Genomic DNA, 18,761 nt, shown 5'->3' on the forward strand with positions numbered 1-18,761 from the left:
AAATACGCTATTCTGGTGCCGCATGGCGGGGACCTCCTTCCGTGTCTCGAACGTGTGCGAAGCGCTCGAAACACAGAAGAATCCACGTCATGCACCCTGTCCATAACAATCGAACCGGACAGCCGTGGGACGAGCCCGGGCATGACGCGTTGCTGCGCGCGTCGACCCACAAATTTTCCTTCATCTTCGCGTTGTGTCCGTGGAACAAAATCGCGTTTGGCGTGTCGTCGGACCGCCAACCTCGCGCAAGCTGCGCTTTCTACAAATAGTCAAATAATATGACTAGTCGGAACCAAACTTCCGTGAAATAGTGCCTCCCGCCGCCTCGAAGGCCGGCCTTCAGGTGCCATGTTACCAATAGGCGCCTGGGATAACACAAGACGACTTCTTGGGAGACACGCCTGATGACCCCTAAAGCCCTCTTTGCGGCCAGCGCCATGGCCGCCTTGCTGCTCGCGTTGCCGGCCAGTGCCGGCCAGCTCACCATCGGCTTCTCGCAGATCGGATCGGAATCCGGCTGGCGGGCCGCTGAGACTTCGGTCTCCAAGCAGGAAGCCGCCAAGCGCCAGGTCAATCTCAAGATCGCCGACGCACAGCAGAAGCAGGAGAACCAGATCAAGGCGATCCGCTCCTTCATTGCGCAGAACGTCGATGCGATCTTCCTCGCCCCCGTCGTCTCGACGGGGTGGGATTCGGTGCTGAAGGAAGCCAAGGAGGCCAAGATCCCGGTCGTGCTGCTCGACCGCGACATCGATCCCTCCGGCAAGGACCTCTATCTCACCGCCGTCACCTCTGACAGCGTGCACGAAGGCGAGGTCGCCGGCGACTGGCTCGCGAAGACGGTCGGCAACAAGGCCTGCAACGTCGTCGAATTGCAGGGCACGGTCGGCGCCAGCGTCGCCGCCAATCGCAAGAAGGGCTTTGACACTGCGATTGCCAAGCACGCGAATCTGAAGGTGGTGCGCAGCCAGACCGGCGACTTCACCCGCGCCAAGGGCAAGGAGGTGATGGAGAGCTTTATCAAGGCCGAAGGCGGCGGCAAGTCGATCTGCGCGGTCTATGCCCACAACGACGACATGATGGTCGGCGCGATCCAGGCGATGAAGGAGGCCGGCCTCAAGCCCGGCAAGGAAATCCTCACCGTCTCGATCGACGCGGTGCCCGACATCTTCAAGGCGATGGCCGCCGGCGAAGCCAACGCCACCGTCGAGCTGACGCCGAACATGGCCGGGCCCGCGCTCGATGCCATCGCGGCCTTCAAGGACAAGGGCACGGTTCCGCCGAAATGGATCCAGACCGAGTCCAAGCTCTATACTGCCGCCGACGATCCGCAGAAGATCTACGACAGCAAGAAGGGCCTCGGTTACTGAGGCGGGCATAAGGCCGGACTGCATCCAGCGGTCCGGCCCCCCTTCGAAGCCGCTGCGCGAACGAATAGGCTGGGCGTCCGCATCATCCGCGGGCGCCGGTGGGAGTGACGTCGCGATGGAAAACAGTTCCGATCCTGCTTCGCCGCTGCTGGAGGTGCGCGGGATCAGCAAGAGTTTTGGTGCGGTGCGAGCGTTACAGGAGGTCGACTTCACGCTGCGTGCCGGTGAGATCCATGCCCTGCTCGGCGAGAACGGCGCCGGCAAGTCCACGCTGATCAAGGTCGTCACCGGCGTATTCCCGCGCGATGCCGGCATTGTCCGGCTCGGTGGCGAAGAGGTCGCGCCGCGCTCGGCCAAGGCTGCGCTTGGCGCCGGCATTGCCACCGTCTACCAGGAGGTCAACCTGCTGCCGAACCTCTCGGTGGCGCAGAATCTGTTCCTTGATCGCCAGCCGATGCGCTTCGGCATCGTGCGAGAAGGCGAGATGCGCCGCCGCGCCAAGGCATTGCTTGCGGATTTCGGCCTCGATATCGACGTCGCCGCGCCGCTCGGCAACTATTCCGTCGCGATTCAGCACGTCACCGCGATTGCCCGCGCGGTGGACCTCTCCGCGCGCGTGCTGATCCTGGACGAGCCGACCGCGAGCCTCGACCGACACGAGGTCGAGATTCTCTTCGGCATCATGCGCAAGCTCGCCGGGCGAGGGATCGGCATCGTCTTCGTCAGCCACTTCCTCGACCAGGTCTACGAGATATCGAACCGCATCACGGTGCTGCGCAACGGCCGCCTCGTCGGCGAGCGCGAGACCGCCTCGCTGCCGCGCCTGGAGTTGATCCGGATGATGCTTGGTCGCGAGCTGGCCGAGACCACCAGCGCGCGGGCTTCTGCCACCGAGCACAAGGCGCGCGAGATCTGCGCGAGCTTTGAGGCCTACGGCAAGGCCGGCTATGTCGCCCCGTTCGATCTCGAACTGCGCCATGGCGAGGTCGTCGGCCTGGCCGGCCTGCTCGGCTCGGGCCGGACCGAGACGGCGCGGCTGGTGTTCGGCGCCGAGCGCGCCGATCGCGGGCAGGCGCGGGTGGAGGGCGCAGCCGTGCGGCTGCAGTCGCCGCGCGATGGTGTGCGCCATGGCTTTGGCTATTGCCCGGAGGAGCGCAAGACCGACGGCATCGTTGCCGAACTCAGTGTGCGTGAGAACATCGTGCTCGCCCTCCAGGCCAAGCGCGGCCTGCATCGCCCGCTGTCGCGCCGCGAGCAGGACGAGATCGCGCGCCGGTACGTCAAGATGCTCGACATCCGCCCGTCCGATCCAGAGCGTCCGGTTGGCCTGTTGTCCGGCGGCAATCAGCAGAAAGTCCTGCTGGCGCGCTGGCTCGCGACTTCGCCGCGCCTCCTCGTGCTCGACGAGCCAACCCGCGGCATCGACGTCGGCGCGCATGCCGAAATCATCCGCCTGATCCGCGAGCTCTGCGACAACGGGCTTTCGCTGCTCGTGATCTCCTCCGAGCTGGATGAGATCGTGACCTATTCCGACCGCGTCGTGGTGCTGCGCGACCGCGCCCATGTCGAAGAGCTTGCCGGAGGGGCGATCGACGTCGGCAACATTCTCGCGGCGATCGCCGCCGATGGCGCCGCGACTGCGCATGAGGGTCGGGCATGACAGCGCTGCTACCGCGCCGCGGCCTTGCCCAGATCCTGGCGCTGATCGTCATCCTCGCGGTCGATCGCGTGGTCTCGCCGCAATTCTTCGACCTGCGCCTCCAGGACGGCCGGCTGTTCGGCAGCCTGATCGACGTGCTCAACCGCGGCACGCCGGTGGCGCTGCTCTCGCTCGGCATGGTGCTGGTGATCGCGACGCGCGGCATCGATCTGTCGGTCGGCGCCGTCATGGCGATCTGCGGTGCGATCGCGGCGAGCCTTGCCGACAGTCACGGCCTGCCGGTGGTGCTGGCAGCCGCGCTTGGGGCCGGCCTCGTCTGCGGTCTCTGGAACGGCTTTCTCGTTGCCGTGCTCGGCATGCAGCCGATCGTGGCGACGCTGATCCTGATGGTCGCCGGGCGCGGTATCGCCCAGCTCATCACCGAGGGGCGGATCGTGACCTTCTCATCGCCGGATCTGGTCTGGCTCGGCAACGGCTCGGTGCTCGGCTTACCGGTGCCGGTCGTGATTGCCTTGGGCATGCTTATCCTCACCGGTGCGGTCGTGCGCGGCTCCGCGCTCGGGCTGCTGATCGAGGCGACCGGCGGTAATGCGCGGGCGAGCGAGCTGGCTGGCGTTGGCACCCGCGCCATGATCCTGGCTGTTTATGTGTGGTGCGGCGTCTGCGCCGCGCTCGCCGGCGTGATCGCAGCGGCCGATATCATGGGAGCTGATGCCAACAATGCCGGCCTCTGGCTCGAGCTCGATGCCATCCTGGCCGTGGTGATCGGCGGCACCTCACTGTTCGGCGGCCGCTTCAGCCTCGTGCTGGCCGTGCTGGGCGCTCTGATCATCCAGACCATGAACACCGGCATTTTGTTGTCCGGCTATCCGCCGGAGTTCAACCTGCTGGTCAAGGCGGTGGTGGTGCTCGCGGTGCTGCTGCTACAATCGCCGAAATTCTCTGGTTTCGCCGGGATCGCCGCGCGGCTGCGGAGGACCAAGGCATGAAAGGCCTGCCGCCCGCCCTCATCACCGCCATCGTGCTCGTCGCGGGCTTCGCAGCTTGCGCCATGCAATTCCCCAACATTGCCTCCACCCGCGTGGTCGGCAATCTCCTCACCGACAATGCCTTTCTCGGTATCGTCGCGACCGGTATGGCGTTCGTCATCATCTCCGGCGGCATCGATCTGTCGGTCGGCTCGGTGATCGGCTTCACCACCGTGTTCGTCGCGCTGGCGATCGAGCGCTGGGGCGTGCCACCGCTGGTCGCCTTCGTCGCCATCCTCGTACTGTCGGCAGCTTTTGGTGCCGCGATGGGCGCGGTGATCCATATCTTCGACCTGCCGCCGTTCATCGTGACGCTGGCCGGCATGTTCCTGGCGCGCGGCGCGAGCTTCCTGCTGTCGACGGAATCGGTGCCGATCACCGCGCCGGTCTATTCCACCGTGTCGGACTTCGCCTTGCGGATGCCCGGTGGTGGGCGACTGACCGCCATCGCAATCATCATGCTTGTGATCGTGATCGGCGGCGCCTTGCTGCTACATCTCACGAGGTTCGGCGCCAACGTCTATGCGCTCGGCGGCAGCCGGACCACGGCGAGCCTGATGGGCGTTGCCGTCGGCAAGATGACGATCAAGATCTACATGCTGTCGAGCCTGCTCGCGGGGATCGCCGGCATCGTCTTCTCCTTTTACACCAGCGCCGGCTACTCGCTCTCCGCCGTCGGCGTCGAGCTCGACAGCATCGCCGCCGTCGTGATCGGCGGCACGCTGCTCACGGGCGGGCAGGGATCGGTGATCGGCACCTTCCTCGGCGTGCTGATCCAGGGCCTGATCCAGACCTACATCAATTTCGACGGGACGCTGTCGAGCTGGTGGACCAAAATTGCGACCGGCGTGCTGCTGTTCGCTTTCATCGCCTTGCAGCAGGGGCTGGTTGCGCTTGCACGCCGGCCGGTGAGGAAGAGTGCAGGAGCAACCACATGACCTCGCGCATCGTCGTCATCCCGACGCGGCGGGCCCACTCCAACCATGCGGAGGTGGCTCGCTCGATCGGCGTCGACATCATCGCCGGCCGCTATGCGGAAGGCACGCGCTTGCCGGGTGATGCCGAGATGATCGCGATGTTCGGGGTGTCGCGGCCGGTGCTGCGTGAGAGCGTGAAGACGCTGGTTGCCAAGGGGCTGCTCACCACCAAGGCGCGGGTCGGCACCGTCGTGCGCGAGCGCGGCGCCTGGAACATGTTCGATGCGGACGTGCTGGCCTGGCACCTGGACGCCGGCATCGACAAGCGCTTCCTCAACGACCTTGCCGAGATCCGCCTCGCGGTCGAGCCGCGTGCGGCGATGCTTGCAGCGGCGCAGCGGTCCGAGGAGGACCTGGTCGAGCTCCGCCGCAGCATGGAGCGCATGCGGCATGAAGCGTCCGACTCGGTGGGCTTTGCCGATGCCGATCTTGCGCTTCATGTGGCCGTGGCGCGTGCCTCCGGCAATCTGTTCATGCGTTCGATCGGGCATGTCATCGAGGCCGCGCTGCGCGCCTCGTTCCTGCTCAGCGCCCCGGTTGAGGCGGAGGACCGCGACACCGTGCTGCTCTGGCATCAGAAGATCGTCGATGCCATTGCCGGCGGCGACGCCGACGCCGCCTCCGAAGCGATGATCTTCGTCATTCACAACGGTATGCATCGCCATGAGGACGCCGCGATCGAGACTGCGCCGGGCGAGGCGCTGCCACCCGCGAAATCTGGAGAAAGATCGTGACCGAGCTTCGCATCGCCATCGTCGGATTCGGCAAGATCGCGCGCGACCAGCATGTCGGCGCGATCGCCGCGGTGCCGGGGGCGACGTTGGCGGCGGTGGCGAGCCGCAACGCTTCGCTGCCGGAATTGCCGCATTTCGCCACAATTGAGGAATTGCTGGAGCAGGGGCCACCGATCGACGCGGTGTCGCTCTGCACGCCGCCGCAGGTGCGCCGGGCCCAGGCCGCAGCCGCGCTCGCCGCCGGCAAGCATGTCATGCTGGAGAAGCCGCCGGGCGCCGGCGTCGCCGAGCTCGATCCGCTGATCGCGATGGCGGCGGGTGCGAAGCGGACACTGTTTGCGACCTGGCATTCGCGCTATGCGCCGGCGGTCGAGCCCGCGCGGCAATGGCTCGCCGAGCGCCGCATCTCCTCCGTGCACATCAGCTGGAATGAAGACGTCCGTGTCTGGCATCCCGGGCAGGGCTGGATCTTTGAGCCAGGCGGTCTCGGCGTGTTCGATCCCGGCATCAATGCGCTGTCGATCCTGACCAGGATTCTGCCGAAGCCAGTGTTCGTCACCGCGGCTGAGCTTGGCTTTCCAGCCAACCGCCAGGCGCCGATCGCGGCGAACCTGACACTGACGGATATCAGCGGTCTGCCTGTGACCGCCGAATTTGATTTCCGCCAGACCGGGCCGCAGAGCTGGGACATCCTTGTCGAGACCGATCAGGGCCGGCTGACTCTGTCCAATGGTGGCGCGCGCATGGCAATCGACGGCAAGGTGCTTGCCGAAGCGCCGGATGAGGAATATCGCGGACTCTACCGGCGCTTCGTCGAGCTCGCGGCGACCGGCGCAAGTGACGTCGACCTGACGCCGCTTCGCCTCGTCGCCGACGCCTTCCTGCTGGGCAAGCGCACGATCGTCGAACCGTTTGTGGATTGAGCATGGCCGCATCAAGAATCACAAGAGACGTTTTCGGAACGCTGCCGGATGGCCGCAAGGTCGAGCGCGTCGTGCTGCGCGGGGAGGGCGGCTTCGAGGCCCGCATCATCAGCCATGGCGCAGTGCTCCAGGCGTTGATCGCGCCGGACGCCAAAGGCGGATACGACGACGTCGTCCTCGGCCATGACGCGTTCGCCGGCTACCTCGCCGAACGAAAGTTCTTCGGCGCCACGGTCGGCCGCTACGCCAACCGCATCGCCAAGGGACAGTTTCCGCTTCATGGCGAAACGGTGCAGCTTCCCGTCAACAACGGCCCGAACGCGCTGCATGGCGGCCTGGATGGTTTCGACCGCAAGCTCTGGGAGATTGCGGAGATCGAGGAGGGCGCCGAGCCCGCGGTGGTGCTCACCTATATCAGCCCGCATGGCGAGGAGAATTATCCCGGCAAGCTCGACGTGCGCGTGACCTATCGCGTCACCGGTCCGGCCGAACTGTCGCTCGTCATGGAAGCGCGGACGGACCGGACGACCATCGTCAACCTGACCAACCACAGCTTCTTCAACCTCGAGGGCGCGACGTCGGGTACGTCCATTCTCGATCACAAGCTGACGGTCGCCGCAGACCATTTCCTGGCCATTGATGCCACGGCCATTCCGCTGCCGGAGCCGCCGCGCGCGGTTGCCGGCACGCCGTTCGACTTCCGCAGGGCCCGGCCGGTCGGCGAGCGGATCCGTGAGAGCGATCAGCAATTGCGAAATGGCAGGGGCTACGATCACACCTACTGCCTCGCCCGTGACGGCAAGCTTGCGCTCGCGGCGCGGCTCGAGGCGCCGCGCTCCGGGCGTATCATGGAGCTGTTCACCGATCAGCCCGGACTCCAGGTCTATTCCGGCAACTATCTCGACGGCACCATTTCGGGCAAGGGCGGCAGGCTCATCCGTCAATCGGACGCCATGTGCCTGGAGCCGCACATCTGGCCTGATGCGCCGAACCGGCCGGACTTCCCGAGCCCGCGCCTTGATCCCGGCGAGGTGTATCGCCATCAGACCGTCTATCGCTTTTCGGTGAGGTCGCCATGATGGAGCAGGTGCCAACGACTGTCCTCTCGGACCATCCTTGCCATCTCGGCGAAGGTCCGACCTATGACGTGACCACCGACACAGCCTGGTGGTTCGACATTCGCGAGGGACGGCTGTTCGAGGCGCAGCTCGGCAGCGGCGGCATTCGCGTCCACGCACTCGGCCGGATGGCGAGCGCGCTTGGACGCATCGATGCCGAGCGGCAGTTGATCGTGGCGGAAGACGGGCTCTACATCCGCACGCTCGCCGACGGCGCGATGACGCTGGTCTGTCCGCTCGAAGCAGACAATCCGGCGACGCGCTCAAACGATTGCCGCGTGCATCAATCCGGTACGTTCTGGGTCGGCACCATGGGACGCAAGGCTGAAGCAGGGGCAGGCGCGATCTACGCCTTCCACCGCGGCAAGATCTCGCTGCTGTTCCCCCGCATCAGCATTCCCAATTCGATCTGCTTCTCGCCGGATGGCGCTACCGCCTACTTCGCCGACACCGCGCGCGCGGTGCTCTATGCGGTGCCGCTCAATCCGGCGACGGGCCTGCCGCGCGGCGAGCCGGAGGTGCTGTTGCGCCACACCGGCATCGGCGGCCTTGATGGCTCAGTATGCGATGCCGATGGAAACATCTGGAATGCGTGCTGGGGCGCGAGCCGGATCGACGTCTATTCTCCGCGAGGCGAGCGCCTGCGCTCACTGAGCGTGCCGGCAAAGCAGGCGAGCTGTCCCGCCTTCGTCGGTCCCGATCTGTCGCGCCTCCTCGTCACCTCGGCCTGGCAGGACATGGACGCGGCCGCACGCGCCGCCGATCCGCACGCCGGTTGCACTTTTCTACTGGAGACATCTGCGCGCGGCCGCGCGGAACCCGACGTCAAGCTCGCATAGGAGACCAGAGGCAGCCCACGACCACGTTCTCGACGCTACGAAGAAAACAGTCTGACACCCAAGGGAGTGAAACATGCTGAAACTGAAGACGACATTTCTCGCGCTGGCGCTGGCCGGCGCTGCCACGATGGCCGCAGGCGTCACCGCCTCCGCCCAGAAGGCGACAGTCGGCATCGCCATGCCGACCAAATCGTCGGCGCGCTGGATCGACGACGGCAACAACATGGTCAAGGTGCTGAAAGAGCGCGGCTACAACACCGACCTGCAATATGCCGAGGACGACATTCCGAACCAGCTCTCGCAGGTCGAGAACATGGTGACCAAAGGTGCCAAGGCGCTGGTGATCGCTGCGATCGATGGCACCACGCTGTCCGACGTGCTCAAGCAGGCGAAAGCAAAAGGCATCACAGTGATCGCCTATGACCGCCTGATCCGCGGCACGCCGAATGTCGACTATTATGCGACCTTCGACAATTTCCAGGTCGGCGTGCTCCAGGCGCAGTCGATCGAAAAGGGGCTCGGCCTCAAGGAGGGCAAGGGTCCCTTCAACATCGAGCTGTTCGGCGGCTCGCCCGACGACAACAACGCCTACTTCTTCTACAACGGCGCGATGAGTGTGCTGAAGCCGTATATCGACAGCGGCAAGCTCGTCGTAGCGTCGGGCCAGATGGGCATGGACAAGGTCGCGACCCTGCGCTGGGACGGCGCCACCGCCCAAGCCCGCATGGACAATCTGCTCAGCGCCTACTATGGCAACAAGAAGATCAACGCCGTGCTGTCGCCCTATGACGGCATCTCGATTGGCATCATCTCCTCGCTGAAGGGCGTCGGCTATGGCAGCGCCGACCAGCCGATGCCTGTTATCTCGGGCCAGGACGCCGAGGTGCCCTCGATCAAGGCCATGCTGCGCGGCGACCAGTATTCGACCATCTTCAAGGATACCCGCGACCTCGCCAAGGTCACGGCCGACATGGTCGACGCCGCGCTCGCCGGCAAGGAGGTCACCGTCAACGACACCAAGACCTATGAGAACGGCGTCAAGACCGTGCCGTCCTATCTGCTCAAGCCGGTGGTGGTCTACAAGGACAATTGGGAGAAGGTGCTGGTCGACAGCGGCTACTACAAGAAGTCGCAGTTCCAGTGAGTTGAGTGCTCCGTCGTTCCGGGGCGCCCGAAGGGCGAACCCGGAACCTCGAGATTCCGGGTTCGATGCTTTGCATCGCCCCGGAATGACGGAGGAGAGGCAAACGTTCCGAGGACACCAAAGCTATGACCGCCATGCTGGAGATGCGCAACGTCAGCAAGAGCTTCGCCGGTGTGCAGGCGCTGCGCGACGTCAACTTCTCGGTTCACGCAGGCCAAATCCACGCGCTCGTCGGCGAGAACGGCGCCGGCAAGTCGACGCTGATGAAGGTGCTGAGCGGGGTCTATCCGCACGGCAGCTATGAAGGCACCATCATCTTCGAGGGCGAGGAGCGGCGCTTCCGCGACATCAACGATTCCGAGGCGCTCGGCATCATCATCATCCACCAGGAGCTGGCGCTGATCCCGCTGATGTCGATCGCGGAAAACATCTTCCTGTCGCATCCGCCGTCGAAGTTAGGGGTGATCGATCGTGACGAAGTGTACCGGCGTACGCGCGAGCTGCTGGCGCAGGTCGGCCTGAAGGAATCCCCGGATACGCTGATCACCGATCTTGGCGTCGGCAAGCAGCAGCTCGTCGAGATTGCGAAGGCGCTGTCCAAGCGGGTGCGGATGCTGATCCTGGACGAGCCGACCGCCAGCCTCAACGAGGCCGACAGCGCCGCGCTGCTCGAACGCCTGATGGTGTTCCGCGAGCAGGGCATCGGCTCGATTCTGATCTCGCACAAGCTCAACGAGGTCGCCAAGGTCGCCGACCATATCACCGTGCTGCGCGACGGCCGCACCGTCGACAGCATCGATTGCCATGCCGAGCCGATCCAGGAAGACCGCATCATCCGCAGCATGGTGAATCGCGATATGGCGCACCGGTTCCCGGAGCGCAGCGTCAAGATCGGCGAGCCCGTGCTCGACGTCGCGAATTGGTCGGTCTATCACCCCGTCCACCCCGAGCGGCAGGTCATCAAGAACGTCAATTTCGGCGTCAGGCGCGGCGAGGTCGTCGGCATCGCCGGCCTGATGGGCGCCGGCCGTACCGAATTCGCGATGAGCCTGTTCGGCCGCTCCTGGGGCACCAATATCAGCGGCAGCCTCCGCCTCGAGGGCAGGGAGATGGCGCTGCCGAGCGTCGCGGCCGCGATCGACGCCGGGCTCGCCTATGTCACCGAGGACCGCAAGCAGCTCGGCCTGATCCTCGCCGATGACGTCCGCAAGAACATCACGCTGGCGAGCCTCGACCAGGTCGCGCCCGGCCGCGTGATCGACGACATCGCCGAGCTGAAGGTTGCCAGCGATTACCGCAGCAGGATGCGGATCCGCTGCTCCGACGTCTACCAGGAGACCGGCCAGCTTTCCGGCGGCAACCAGCAGAAGGTCGTGCTGTCGAAATGGCTGATGACCGACCCCAAGGTTCTCATCCTGGATGAGCCGACAAGGGGTATCGACGTCGGTGCCAAATACGAGATTTACTGTATCATCAATGAGCTCGCGGAAGCCGGCCGCGGCGTCGTGGTGATCTCCTCGGAAATGCCCGAGCTGCTCGGCATCTGCGACCGCATCTGCGTCATGAACGACGGCGCCTTCGTCGGCGAGTTCAAGGGCGCAGAGGCGACACAGGAAAAGATCATGCGCGCCATCATGCGCAACGAACGAAGCATTGGGAACGCCGCGCCCGCGGCCGCGGAGATGGGAGGATCGCAGCCATGACCGACAAGACGGTGTCGCTGCCCGAGGAGCGCCGTCACGGCAGCTTCATCAAGAATAATTTGCGCAATTACGGCATGCTGATGTCGCTGGTCGCGATCATGCTGTTCTTCCAGGTGGTGACCGGCGGCACGCTGCTGCAGCCGCTCAACCTCACCAATCTGGTGCTGCAGAACAGCTATATCGTCATCATGGCGCTCGGCATGCTGCTGGTGATCGTCACCGGCCATATCGACCTCTCGGTCGGTTCGGTCGCGGGCTTCATCGGCGCTGTCGCCGCTGTTCTCATGGTGACCTATAAGGTCGATTACACGCTTGCCTTCATCGCCTGCCTGCTGGTCGGTGCCGCCATTGGCGCAGCACAGGGCTATTGGGTGGCCTATTTCAAGATCCCGTCCTTCATCGTCACCCTGGCGGGGATGCTGGTGTTCAAGGGGCTGGCGCTTGCGGTGTTGCAGGGCCAGTCGCTCGGTCCGTTCCCGCCGACCTTCCAGAAGCTGTCATCGGGCTTTATTCCGGAGTTGCTGCCCGAGGCCGGCACGCTGCACCCGACGTCCATGCTGATCGGCGCCGTGCTCGCGCTCGGCCTCGTCTACGCCAGCGCCAAGGGGCGGTCGCGCGAGCAATCGCACGGCATCGAGGTCGAGCCCTACGCGTTCTTTCTCGGCAAGAGCATTTTGCTGGCCTGCGCCGTGCTCTATTTCACCTATCTGATCGCCTCGCATCGCGGCCTGCCCAACGTGCTGGTGATCATGACCGCGCTGATCGCGCTCTACGGCTTCGTCACCCGCCGTACTGTGATCGGCCGGCAGATCTACGCGGTCGGCGGCAACGCCAAGGCGGCAAGCCTGTCGGGCATCAAGACCGAGCGGCTGACCTTCCTGACCTTCGTCAACATGGGCGCGCTCGCCGCGCTCGCCGGCCTCGTCTTCGCCGCTCGCCTCAACACCGCCACCCCGAAGGCCGGTCTCGGCTTCGAGCTCGACGTCATCGCCGCCTGCTTCATCGGCGGCGCCTCGGCCTATGGCGGTGTCGGCCGCGTCGGCGGCGCCGTGGTCGGCGCCATGATCATGGGCGTGATGAACAACGGCATGTCCATCCTCGGCATCGGCATCGACTATCAGCAGGTGATCAAAGGCCTGGTGCTGCTCGGTGCCGTCTGCATCGACGTGTATAACCAGCGGAGATGACGCTTCGTAGCCCGGATGGAGCGCACGCTCCATCAGGCTACGATCCCAATCGAAGCCGCTACTGCGTCGTGAACAGCACCGCCGCGATCGCGACGGAGAGGCTCACCGCCGATACGGTTGCCACGGTCGACAGCACACCCATTCGCCGAAGCGCGATCGCGAACGCGATGATGATGGGTGTCGCGGTCATCAGCCCGATTTGTGCATCGCTCATCTCATAGCTCGCCGTTTTGCGGAAACCGCCGGATGCGCCACCCTATGGGGGCGGTGCGGACGGGACGTTGCGATAGCGCAAACGCAGCTCTGGCCGGTTGCACTATTTGTGCGGCGACAAAGTCGGAACCGCGCCGGTGAGATATTTATCGGGCGTCTTGATTCGGAAATCAGATGTCCGCGACAGATTGCGAGCAACGAGAGACCAGCTGGGGAATCCTCGAGGATCTGCCCGGCGATCCCATGATCTGGGTGCTGATTTTCAGCGAGCTTGCCGCTTTCGGCCTATTTCTCGGCGCTTTCGTCGTCGCTCGCGCGGTTCATCCGGCTGTCTTCGCAGCCGGTCAGGCCACCCTCGAAACGCATCTGGCAGGAATCAACACCATTGTGCTGGTGACCAGCGGCTGGGCCGCGGCCCGCGCGACGGCCGCGGCCCGTGCGGGCCGCAGGCCGGCCGCGCGCGGCTGGCTGTTCGGAGCGATGGCGCTCGGCACGCTCTTCATCGCGATCAAACTGTTCGAATATGCCGGTGAGATCGCGCTAGGCAACGGCCTGGAGACCAGCGCATTCTTCACACTGTACTTCTTGCTCACCGGATTCCATCTCCTGCATGTCGGCCTCGGCGTCGTGATCCTGGCCGTAGTTTCCCGGGGTGCCAACGCTGCAGGCGTCGAGACCGGAACCGCCTTCTGGCACATGGTCGATCTGCTCTGGATCGTGATGTTCCCGATCATCTATCTGGTGCACCCGTGATTCCGGATCGTCTCGACATCGCCTGGATCATGTTGATCGGCCTTGCGCTGGCGACCATTCTGGTCCCGCCATTGGTGTGGCGCCCCCTGTTCGCCAATGCCTTGCTGCTGACCTTCGCCGCCCTGAAGGGCCGCCGCATCGTGCTCGATTTCCTCGATCTTCGCGCCGCGCCGGCGCTTTGGCGTGGCCTCGTCAGCGCCTGGGTCGTCATCGTGGCGCTGTTTGCCTGGCTCGCTTCCGCCATCGTCGCCCTGCTCTGACTGCGGCGGGGCGTATCGTTGCGCTCGTTGCGCTTCGTCAAAGAGTGATCGGCATCCATCGGCAATAAATCACACCATCGCATTTCTTCAGGAATCAACCGGAAAGGATTGGCAATGGCTGAACGCCTGACCAAGTCGGCCGCTCGAAATGTCTTCTACGGCGGCTCGGCCTTCTTCTTCGCCATCTTCATAGGGCTGACGGCGCACAGCCATTACTACATGGCCACGACCTCCACGGACGCTTCGACGCTGACGTCGTCGGTCGCCCGCGGCAAGCATGTCTGGGAAAAGAACTCCTGCATCAACTGCCACACGCTGCTGGGCGAGGGCGCGTATTTCGCCCCGGAAGTCGGCAATGTCTGGGATCGCTGGGGCGGCAACGAGGATCCGGCCGCCGCGCGCGAGACGTTGAAGGCCTGGATGCAATCGCAGCCCTCGGGCGCACCGGGCCGGCGGCAGATGCCGCAGTTCAACCTCACCGACCAGGAGCTCGACGATCTCGCCGACTTCCTGCAATGGACCAGCAAGATCAAGCGCCAGGAGTGGCCGCCGAACAAGGCCGGCTGAGCATGATTCGGAAAAGTGTGAAGCGGTTTTCCGAACAGATCATGCTCAAAAAATAAACAAGGCCCGCTGCTTTCCTCTTTCAAGACAGAGAGAATCCGAGATGAAATATCAAACCCAGAAAGTCGCGATGCTGTATTTCTACGGCGCGCTGACCCTGTTCCTCGCGCAGGTCCTGTTCGGCCTTATCGCCGGAACCATCTACGTCCTGCCCAACACGCTGTCGACCCTCCTGCCGTTCAACATCGTCAGGATGATCCATACCAACGCGCTGATCGTGTGGTCGCTGATCGGCTTCATGGGCGCGACCTACTTCCTGTTGCCTGAGGAAACCGAGACAGAGCTGTACAGCCCGTTGCTCGCAAAGATCCAGTTCTGGATGTTCTTCGGCGCCGCGGGTGTGGCCGTGGTCGGCTATCTCTTCCACTACCACGAGGGTCGCGAATTCCTCGAGCAGCCCTTCATCATCAAGGTCGGCATCGTCGTCGTCTGCCTGATGTTCCTGTTCAACGTCACCATGACGGCCCTGAAGGGCCGCAAGACCACGATCACGAACATCCTCTTGTTCGGTCTGTGGGGCGTTGCGATCTTCTTCCTGTTCGCCTTCTACAACCCGGCGAACCTCGCGGTCGACAAGATGTACTGGTGGTACGTCGTCCATCTCTGGGTCGAGGGCGTCTGGGAGCTGATCATGGCCTCCGTGCTCGCCTATCTCATGATCAAGCTCAACGGCATCGACCGTGAGGTCGTGGAGAAGTGGCTCTACGTCATCATCGGCCTTGCGCTGTTCTCCGGCATTCTCGGCACCGGTCACCATTTCTACTGGATCGGCGCGCCCGGTTACTGGCAGTGGATCGGCTCGCTGTTCTCCACGCTGGAGGTCGCGCCGTTCTTCACGATGGTGATCTTCACGGTGCAGATGACCTGGAAGGCCGGCCGCAAGCACCCGAACCGCGCTGCGCTGTTGTGGTCGGTCGGCTGCTCGGTGATGGCGTTCCTCGGCGCCGGCGTGTGGGGCTTCCTGCACACGCTGTCCTCGGTGAACTACTACACCCACGGCACCCAGGTCACCGCCGCGCACGGCCATCTCGCCTTCTTCGGCGCCTATGTGATGCTGAACCTGTCGGTGATGGCCTATGCGATCCCGCAGATCAGGGGACGGGCGCCCTACAACCAGTGGCTCTCCATGGCGAGCTTCTGGATCATGTGCACGGCGATGATGGTGATGACCTTCGCGCTGACCTTCGCCGGGGTGGTCCAGGTTCACCTCCAGCGCGTGCTCGGCCAGGGCTACATGGACGTGCAGGACCAGCTCGCGATGTTCTACTGGGTCCGGCTCGGCTCCGGCGTGTTCGTCGCGATCTCTGCGCTGATGTTCGTTTGGGCCGTGCTGGTGCCCGGCCGCGCCAGGCAGCCGGTCATCCCCGGCGCCTTGCAGCCGGCGGAATGAGCGTTAGGGCGGCCGCGGTTCGCCGCGGCCGTCTTCTCAATGTGAATTGCGGAGAATGACCATGAAAGCTGCCCTTCACGCCGTCACTGCGCCAGTGCTGCCGGCCTACGTCGCCAGCGGCAATGAATGCGCGTTGTTCGAGCACGCCTGGCGGCACCAGCTGCCGGTGTTGCTGAAGGGGCCGACCGGATGCGGCAAGACCCGCTTCGTCGCGCATATGGCGGCTCGGCTGGGATTGCCGCTTCACACCGTCGCCTGCCATGACGATCTCACCGCGGCCGATCTCACCGGCCGCTATCTGCTGCGGGGTGGCGACACCGTATGGACCGATGGTCCGCTGACGCGGGCGGTGCGCGACGGCGGCATCTGCTATCTCGACGAGGTCGTGGAGGCGCGCAAGGACGTCACGGTGGTGCTGCATCCCCTGACCGACGACCGCCGCATCCTGCCGCTGGAGCGCACCGGCGAGGAGCTCGCGGCGCCGAAGAGCTTCATGCTCGTCGTGTCCTACAATCCCGGCTACCAGACGCTGCTCAAGGCGTTGAAGCCGTCGACGCGGCAGCGCTTCGTCGCGATCGAGTTCGGCTTCCTGCCACCCGAGCAGGAGATCGCCGTCGTGGCCGCCGAAAGCGGACTGTCGCCGGAACGCGTGCGGCCGCTGGTCGGGTTGGCTGGCCGGCTGCGTGCGCTGAGGGGCCACGACCTGGAGGAGGGCGTCTCGACCCGGCTCGTGGTCTATTGCGCGACCCTGATCGCCGCGGGCACGCCAACCGCCGATGCCGTGCTGGCCGGCATGATCGAGCCGCTGACCGACGATGCCGACGTCAAGGCGGCGCTGCTCGACGTCGCACGCGCCGTGATCGGGTGAGGCGGGTCCGATGCTCGACTTCCTCGAACTGGAGGAGACGGTCGGCCGCGCCTGGCACAAAATGGTCGGCGTCACCGCGAGCTACCCGGTTCATGCCGATCACGCGGTCTCGCTTGCGGAGGTGAGGAGCCGCCTCGGGGTGATGTTCCGCGCGCTTGGCGGCGAGACGGGCGTGCAGATCGCGCGCGTCGGCGCGCGCCAGTCCGGGCACCGGCTCGGCTGGCGGCAGCGCATCGGACTCGGCGACGAACGCCGCGAGCAGCCGGGCCGCGACAGCGCAACCATCTTCCTGCCGGATCGCATTGCGATCTTCACCGACCGCGAGCTTAATGCATGCCTCTATCGCTGGCTCGCGGCATGGTTCGCGGTCGCGCCGATCGAGGCGATCACCGAGACCGATCCGCTCCGGCGCGATCTGCTCGTGCTGCGCCGCGCAGCCGAAACCGCGGTCTTTGTGCTCACGCAGTTTCCCGGGCTGGCCGCCGACTACGCGCAGCTTGCCGCGGCGACCGCCGAGGCCCGGCCGCGGCGCCCTCTGCCTCGCATCGAGCAGGAGATCGAGCAGATCGTTCTCGCCCTGCTCGGCGGCGGACCTGCGCCCGCGGGAAAGTTGTGGCCGGCGATGATGGGAACGGGTCCGCTGCCGGACAAGGCGCCGCCGGGCTATCGCTCGATCCTGCCGTGTCCGCTCTGGGGCGATTGCTGGACGCGCGAGCTCTCGCCAGCGCATGCGGGTGAGGACGAATGCGCTGACGGTGCGGCGCCACCGGCCGAGGACAATCGCAAGCGCTTCGCGGTGCGCGAGGACAATGCCAATCGCCGCGATCCCTTCGTGCTCAATCGCTTCGAGAAGATCCTGGCTACGGCCGAGATGGTCAATGTCGATCGTCCCGCGGACGACAGCGAGGATGAGGATGCGCAGAAGGCAGCCGACGATCTCGAGGAGATCACGCTCAGCCGCCGTAGCGGCAAGCCGGCGAGCCGGTTCAAGTTCGATCTCGATCTGCCGCCGGAGGCCCTCGATGCCTCGCGCCTGAACGCGGACCTGACCTATCCCGAATGGGATTATCGCAGCAGCTCCTATCTGCCCGATCATTGCCGCGTGCTCGCGGGCGCGGCCTCCGAGGTCGGTGAGAGCTGGACGCCTGATGACACCATGCGCCGGCACATCCGCCAAGTGCGCCGCCGCTTCGAGGTGTTGCGGCCGCGTCACGAATTGTTGCGCGCCCAGGCCGACGGACACGACCTCGATCTCGATGCGCTGGTGCGCGCGCGCTGCGATCTCCACGCCGGCGGCAACGGCGCGGGCCTTGATCGCGTTCACGTGGCGATGCGCCCGCAGGGGCACGATCTCGCCGTCACGCTGCTGGTCGACGTCTCGCTTTCGACGGATGCCTGGGTCGACGGCTACCGCGTGCTTGATGTCGAGAAGGAAGCGCTGCTCGTGCTTGCCCATGGCCTATCCGCCTGCGGCGATCACCACAGCATCCTGACCTTCACCTCGCGCCGGCGGTCCTGGGTGCGGCTCGAAACGGTCAAGGCGTTCGGGGAGCCGATGAGCGCAGTGGTCGAGCGCCGCATCGGCGCGCTCAAGCCCGGCTATTACACGCGGATCGGCGCGGCGGTCCGCCACGGCTCGGCCGAGCTCGCGCGCCAGCCGCAGCGCAAGAAGCTGCTGCTCGTTCTCACCGATGGCAAGCCGAACGACGTCGACCACTATGAGGGGCGCTTTGCGGTCGAAGACACCAGGAAGTCCGTGCAGGAAGCGCGCCGGCTCGGTATCGCGGTCTTCGGCGTGACGATCGACGCAGCGGCGCAATCCTATTTTCCGACCCTGTTCGGGCGCAGCGGCTATGCCATCGTCGGCAACATCAGGCGATTGCCCGCGGCGCTGCCGGCGATCTACCGGCAGGTGGCGCACTGATACGGCACAGTGTTGGTTTTCTGAGCTATTGCTCATCGTATGGGTA

The 18,761-nt window shown here is 65.0% G+C and carries 18 protein-coding genes; 17 read left to right on the plus strand and 1 reads right to left on the minus strand.

Annotation, left to right across the window (positions count from 1 at the left end):
• Positions 1–404 precede the first annotated feature (404 nt).
• The 11 genes from ytfQ (at position 405) to mmsB (ending at position 12,683) form a co-directional block, all read left to right on the plus strand.
• Positions 405–1,370, plus strand: a complete 966-nt coding sequence (ytfQ, locus tag CVM73_RS04515) for a galactofuranose ABC transporter, galactofuranose-binding protein YtfQ (protein WP_100230817.1) — start codon at positions 405–407, stop codon at positions 1,368–1,370.
• 115 nt (positions 1,371–1,485) lie between these two features.
• Entirely contained in the window at positions 1,486–3,030 is a 1,545-nt protein-coding gene (locus CVM73_RS04520) for a sugar ABC transporter ATP-binding protein (RefSeq protein WP_100230818.1), read from the plus strand.
• On the plus strand, positions 3,027–4,019 hold the full coding sequence (locus tag CVM73_RS04525) for an ABC transporter permease (protein WP_100230819.1): 993 nt from the start codon (positions 3,027–3,029) through the stop codon (positions 4,017–4,019). Before CVM73_RS04520 ends, CVM73_RS04525 begins: the two co-directional genes overlap by 4 nt.
• Positions 4,016–4,996, plus strand: coding sequence for a galactofuranose ABC transporter, permease protein YjfF (yjfF, locus tag CVM73_RS04530; protein ID WP_100230820.1), 981 nt, complete (start codon positions 4,016–4,018; stop codon positions 4,994–4,996). Before CVM73_RS04525 ends, yjfF begins: the two co-directional genes overlap by 4 nt.
• On the plus strand, positions 4,993–5,769 hold the full coding sequence (locus CVM73_RS04535; protein ID WP_100230821.1) for a FadR/GntR family transcriptional regulator: 777 nt from the start codon (positions 4,993–4,995) through the stop codon (positions 5,767–5,769). Before yjfF ends, CVM73_RS04535 begins: the two co-directional genes overlap by 4 nt.
• Entirely contained in the window at positions 5,766–6,692 is a 927-nt protein-coding gene (locus CVM73_RS04540) for a Gfo/Idh/MocA family protein (protein WP_100230822.1), read from the plus strand. Before CVM73_RS04535 ends, CVM73_RS04540 begins: the two co-directional genes overlap by 4 nt.
• A 2-nt stretch (positions 6,693–6,694) precedes the next feature.
• Positions 6,695–7,771, plus strand: coding sequence for an aldose epimerase family protein (locus tag CVM73_RS04545; protein WP_100230823.1), 1,077 nt, complete (start codon positions 6,695–6,697; stop codon positions 7,769–7,771).
• Positions 7,771–8,649 carry an SMP-30/gluconolactonase/LRE family protein gene (locus CVM73_RS04550; protein WP_167406660.1) on the plus strand — a complete coding sequence of 293 codons (879 nt, stop codon included), beginning with the start codon at positions 7,771–7,773 and terminating at the stop codon, positions 8,647–8,649. The genes CVM73_RS04545 and CVM73_RS04550 overlap by 1 nt, the downstream gene beginning before the upstream one ends.
• 73 nt (positions 8,650–8,722) lie before the next feature.
• Positions 8,723–9,793, plus strand: a complete 1,071-nt coding sequence (gene chvE / locus CVM73_RS04555; RefSeq protein WP_100230825.1) for a multiple monosaccharide ABC transporter substrate-binding protein — start codon at positions 8,723–8,725, stop codon at positions 9,791–9,793.
• Positions 9,794–9,918: 125 nt separating this feature from the next.
• Positions 9,919–11,496 carry a multiple monosaccharide ABC transporter ATP-binding protein gene (gene mmsA, locus CVM73_RS04560; protein WP_100230826.1) on the plus strand — a complete coding sequence of 526 codons (1,578 nt, stop codon included), beginning with the start codon at positions 9,919–9,921 and terminating at the stop codon, positions 11,494–11,496.
• Positions 11,493–12,683 carry a multiple monosaccharide ABC transporter permease gene (mmsB, locus tag CVM73_RS04565; RefSeq protein WP_100230827.1) on the plus strand — a complete coding sequence of 397 codons (1,191 nt, stop codon included), beginning with the start codon at positions 11,493–11,495 and terminating at the stop codon, positions 12,681–12,683. The genes mmsA and mmsB overlap by 4 nt, the downstream gene beginning before the upstream one ends.
• A 58-nt stretch (positions 12,684–12,741) precedes the next feature.
• Here the strand turns inward: mmsB and CVM73_RS40015 are convergent, their stop codons facing one another.
• Positions 12,742–12,897 carry a hypothetical protein gene (locus tag CVM73_RS40015; RefSeq protein WP_091892367.1) on the minus strand — a complete coding sequence of 52 codons (156 nt, stop codon included), beginning with the start codon at positions 12,895–12,897 and terminating at the stop codon, positions 12,742–12,744.
• Between the two features lie 173 nt (positions 12,898–13,070).
• Here CVM73_RS40015 and CVM73_RS04570 point away from each other — a divergent pair, with 173 nt between their 5' ends.
• The 6 genes from CVM73_RS04570 (at position 13,071) to CVM73_RS04595 (ending at position 18,715) form a co-directional block, all read left to right on the plus strand.
• Positions 13,071–13,649, plus strand: coding sequence for a cytochrome c oxidase subunit 3 family protein (locus CVM73_RS04570; protein WP_100230828.1), 579 nt, complete (start codon positions 13,071–13,073; stop codon positions 13,647–13,649).
• Positions 13,649–13,909 (plus strand): cytochrome C oxidase subunit IV family protein, encoded by a 261-nt coding sequence (locus tag CVM73_RS04575; protein ID WP_430641287.1) that lies wholly within the window; start codon positions 13,649–13,651, stop codon positions 13,907–13,909. Before CVM73_RS04570 ends, CVM73_RS04575 begins: the two co-directional genes overlap by 1 nt.
• 114 nt (positions 13,910–14,023) lie before the next feature.
• Positions 14,024–14,476: a c-type cytochrome gene (locus CVM73_RS04580; protein ID WP_100230830.1), complete on the plus strand. Its 453-nt coding sequence runs from the start codon at positions 14,024–14,026 to the stop codon at positions 14,474–14,476.
• A gap of 100 nt (positions 14,477–14,576) precedes the next feature.
• Positions 14,577–15,923, plus strand: a complete 1,347-nt coding sequence (locus CVM73_RS04585) for a cbb3-type cytochrome c oxidase subunit I (RefSeq protein ID WP_100230831.1) — start codon at positions 14,577–14,579, stop codon at positions 15,921–15,923.
• Positions 15,924–15,984: 61 nt separating this feature from the next.
• Positions 15,985–16,791, plus strand: a complete 807-nt coding sequence (locus tag CVM73_RS04590; protein WP_100231112.1) for a CbbQ/NirQ/NorQ/GpvN family protein — start codon at positions 15,985–15,987, stop codon at positions 16,789–16,791.
• Between the two features lie 10 nt (positions 16,792–16,801).
• Positions 16,802–18,715: a nitric oxide reductase activation protein NorD gene (locus tag CVM73_RS04595; RefSeq protein WP_100230832.1), complete on the plus strand. Its 1,914-nt coding sequence runs from the start codon at positions 16,802–16,804 to the stop codon at positions 18,713–18,715.
• Positions 18,716–18,761: the final 46 nt, after the last annotated feature.

The organism is Bradyrhizobium forestalis, from assembly GCF_002795245.1.
GTDB classification, from domain to species: domain Bacteria; phylum Pseudomonadota; class Alphaproteobacteria; order Rhizobiales; family Xanthobacteraceae; genus Bradyrhizobium; species Bradyrhizobium forestalis.

What these genes read in the sequence shown, in the direction of transcription:
- CVM73_RS04590 (WP_100231112.1), top strand. Translation starts at nt 15,985, where the DNA reads ATGAAAGCTGCCCTTCACGCCGTCACTGCGCCAGTGCTGCCGGCCTAC.
- CVM73_RS04545 (WP_100230823.1), top strand. Translation starts at nt 6,695, where the DNA reads ATGGCCGCATCAAGAATCACAAGAGACGTTTTCGGAACGCTGCCGGAT.
- CVM73_RS04595 (WP_100230832.1), top strand. Translation starts at nt 16,802, where the DNA reads ATGCTCGACTTCCTCGAACTGGAGGAGACGGTCGGCCGCGCCTGGCAC.
- CVM73_RS04585 (WP_100230831.1), top strand. Translation starts at nt 14,577, where the DNA reads ATGAAATATCAAACCCAGAAAGTCGCGATGCTGTATTTCTACGGCGCG.
- CVM73_RS04535 (WP_100230821.1), top strand. Translation starts at nt 4,993, where the DNA reads ATGACCTCGCGCATCGTCGTCATCCCGACGCGGCGGGCCCACTCCAAC.
- CVM73_RS04520 (WP_100230818.1), top strand. Translation starts at nt 1,486, where the DNA reads ATGGAAAACAGTTCCGATCCTGCTTCGCCGCTGCTGGAGGTGCGCGGG.
- chvE (WP_100230825.1), top strand. Translation starts at nt 8,723, where the DNA reads ATGCTGAAACTGAAGACGACATTTCTCGCGCTGGCGCTGGCCGGCGCT.
- mmsA (WP_100230826.1), top strand. Translation starts at nt 9,919, where the DNA reads ATGACCGCCATGCTGGAGATGCGCAACGTCAGCAAGAGCTTCGCCGGT.
- ytfQ (WP_100230817.1), top strand. Translation starts at nt 405, where the DNA reads ATGACCCCTAAAGCCCTCTTTGCGGCCAGCGCCATGGCCGCCTTGCTG.
- yjfF (WP_100230820.1), top strand. Translation starts at nt 4,016, where the DNA reads ATGAAAGGCCTGCCGCCCGCCCTCATCACCGCCATCGTGCTCGTCGCG.
- CVM73_RS04580 (WP_100230830.1), top strand. Translation starts at nt 14,024, where the DNA reads ATGGCTGAACGCCTGACCAAGTCGGCCGCTCGAAATGTCTTCTACGGC.
- CVM73_RS40015 (WP_091892367.1), bottom strand. Translation starts at nt 12,897, where the DNA reads ATGAGCGATGCACAAATCGGGCTGATGACCGCGACACCCATCATCATC.
- CVM73_RS04570 (WP_100230828.1), top strand. Translation starts at nt 13,071, where the DNA reads ATGTCCGCGACAGATTGCGAGCAACGAGAGACCAGCTGGGGAATCCTC.
- mmsB (WP_100230827.1), top strand. Translation starts at nt 11,493, where the DNA reads ATGACCGACAAGACGGTGTCGCTGCCCGAGGAGCGCCGTCACGGCAGC.
- CVM73_RS04550 (WP_167406660.1), top strand. Translation starts at nt 7,771, where the DNA reads ATGGAGCAGGTGCCAACGACTGTCCTCTCGGACCATCCTTGCCATCTC.
- CVM73_RS04525 (WP_100230819.1), top strand. Translation starts at nt 3,027, where the DNA reads ATGACAGCGCTGCTACCGCGCCGCGGCCTTGCCCAGATCCTGGCGCTG.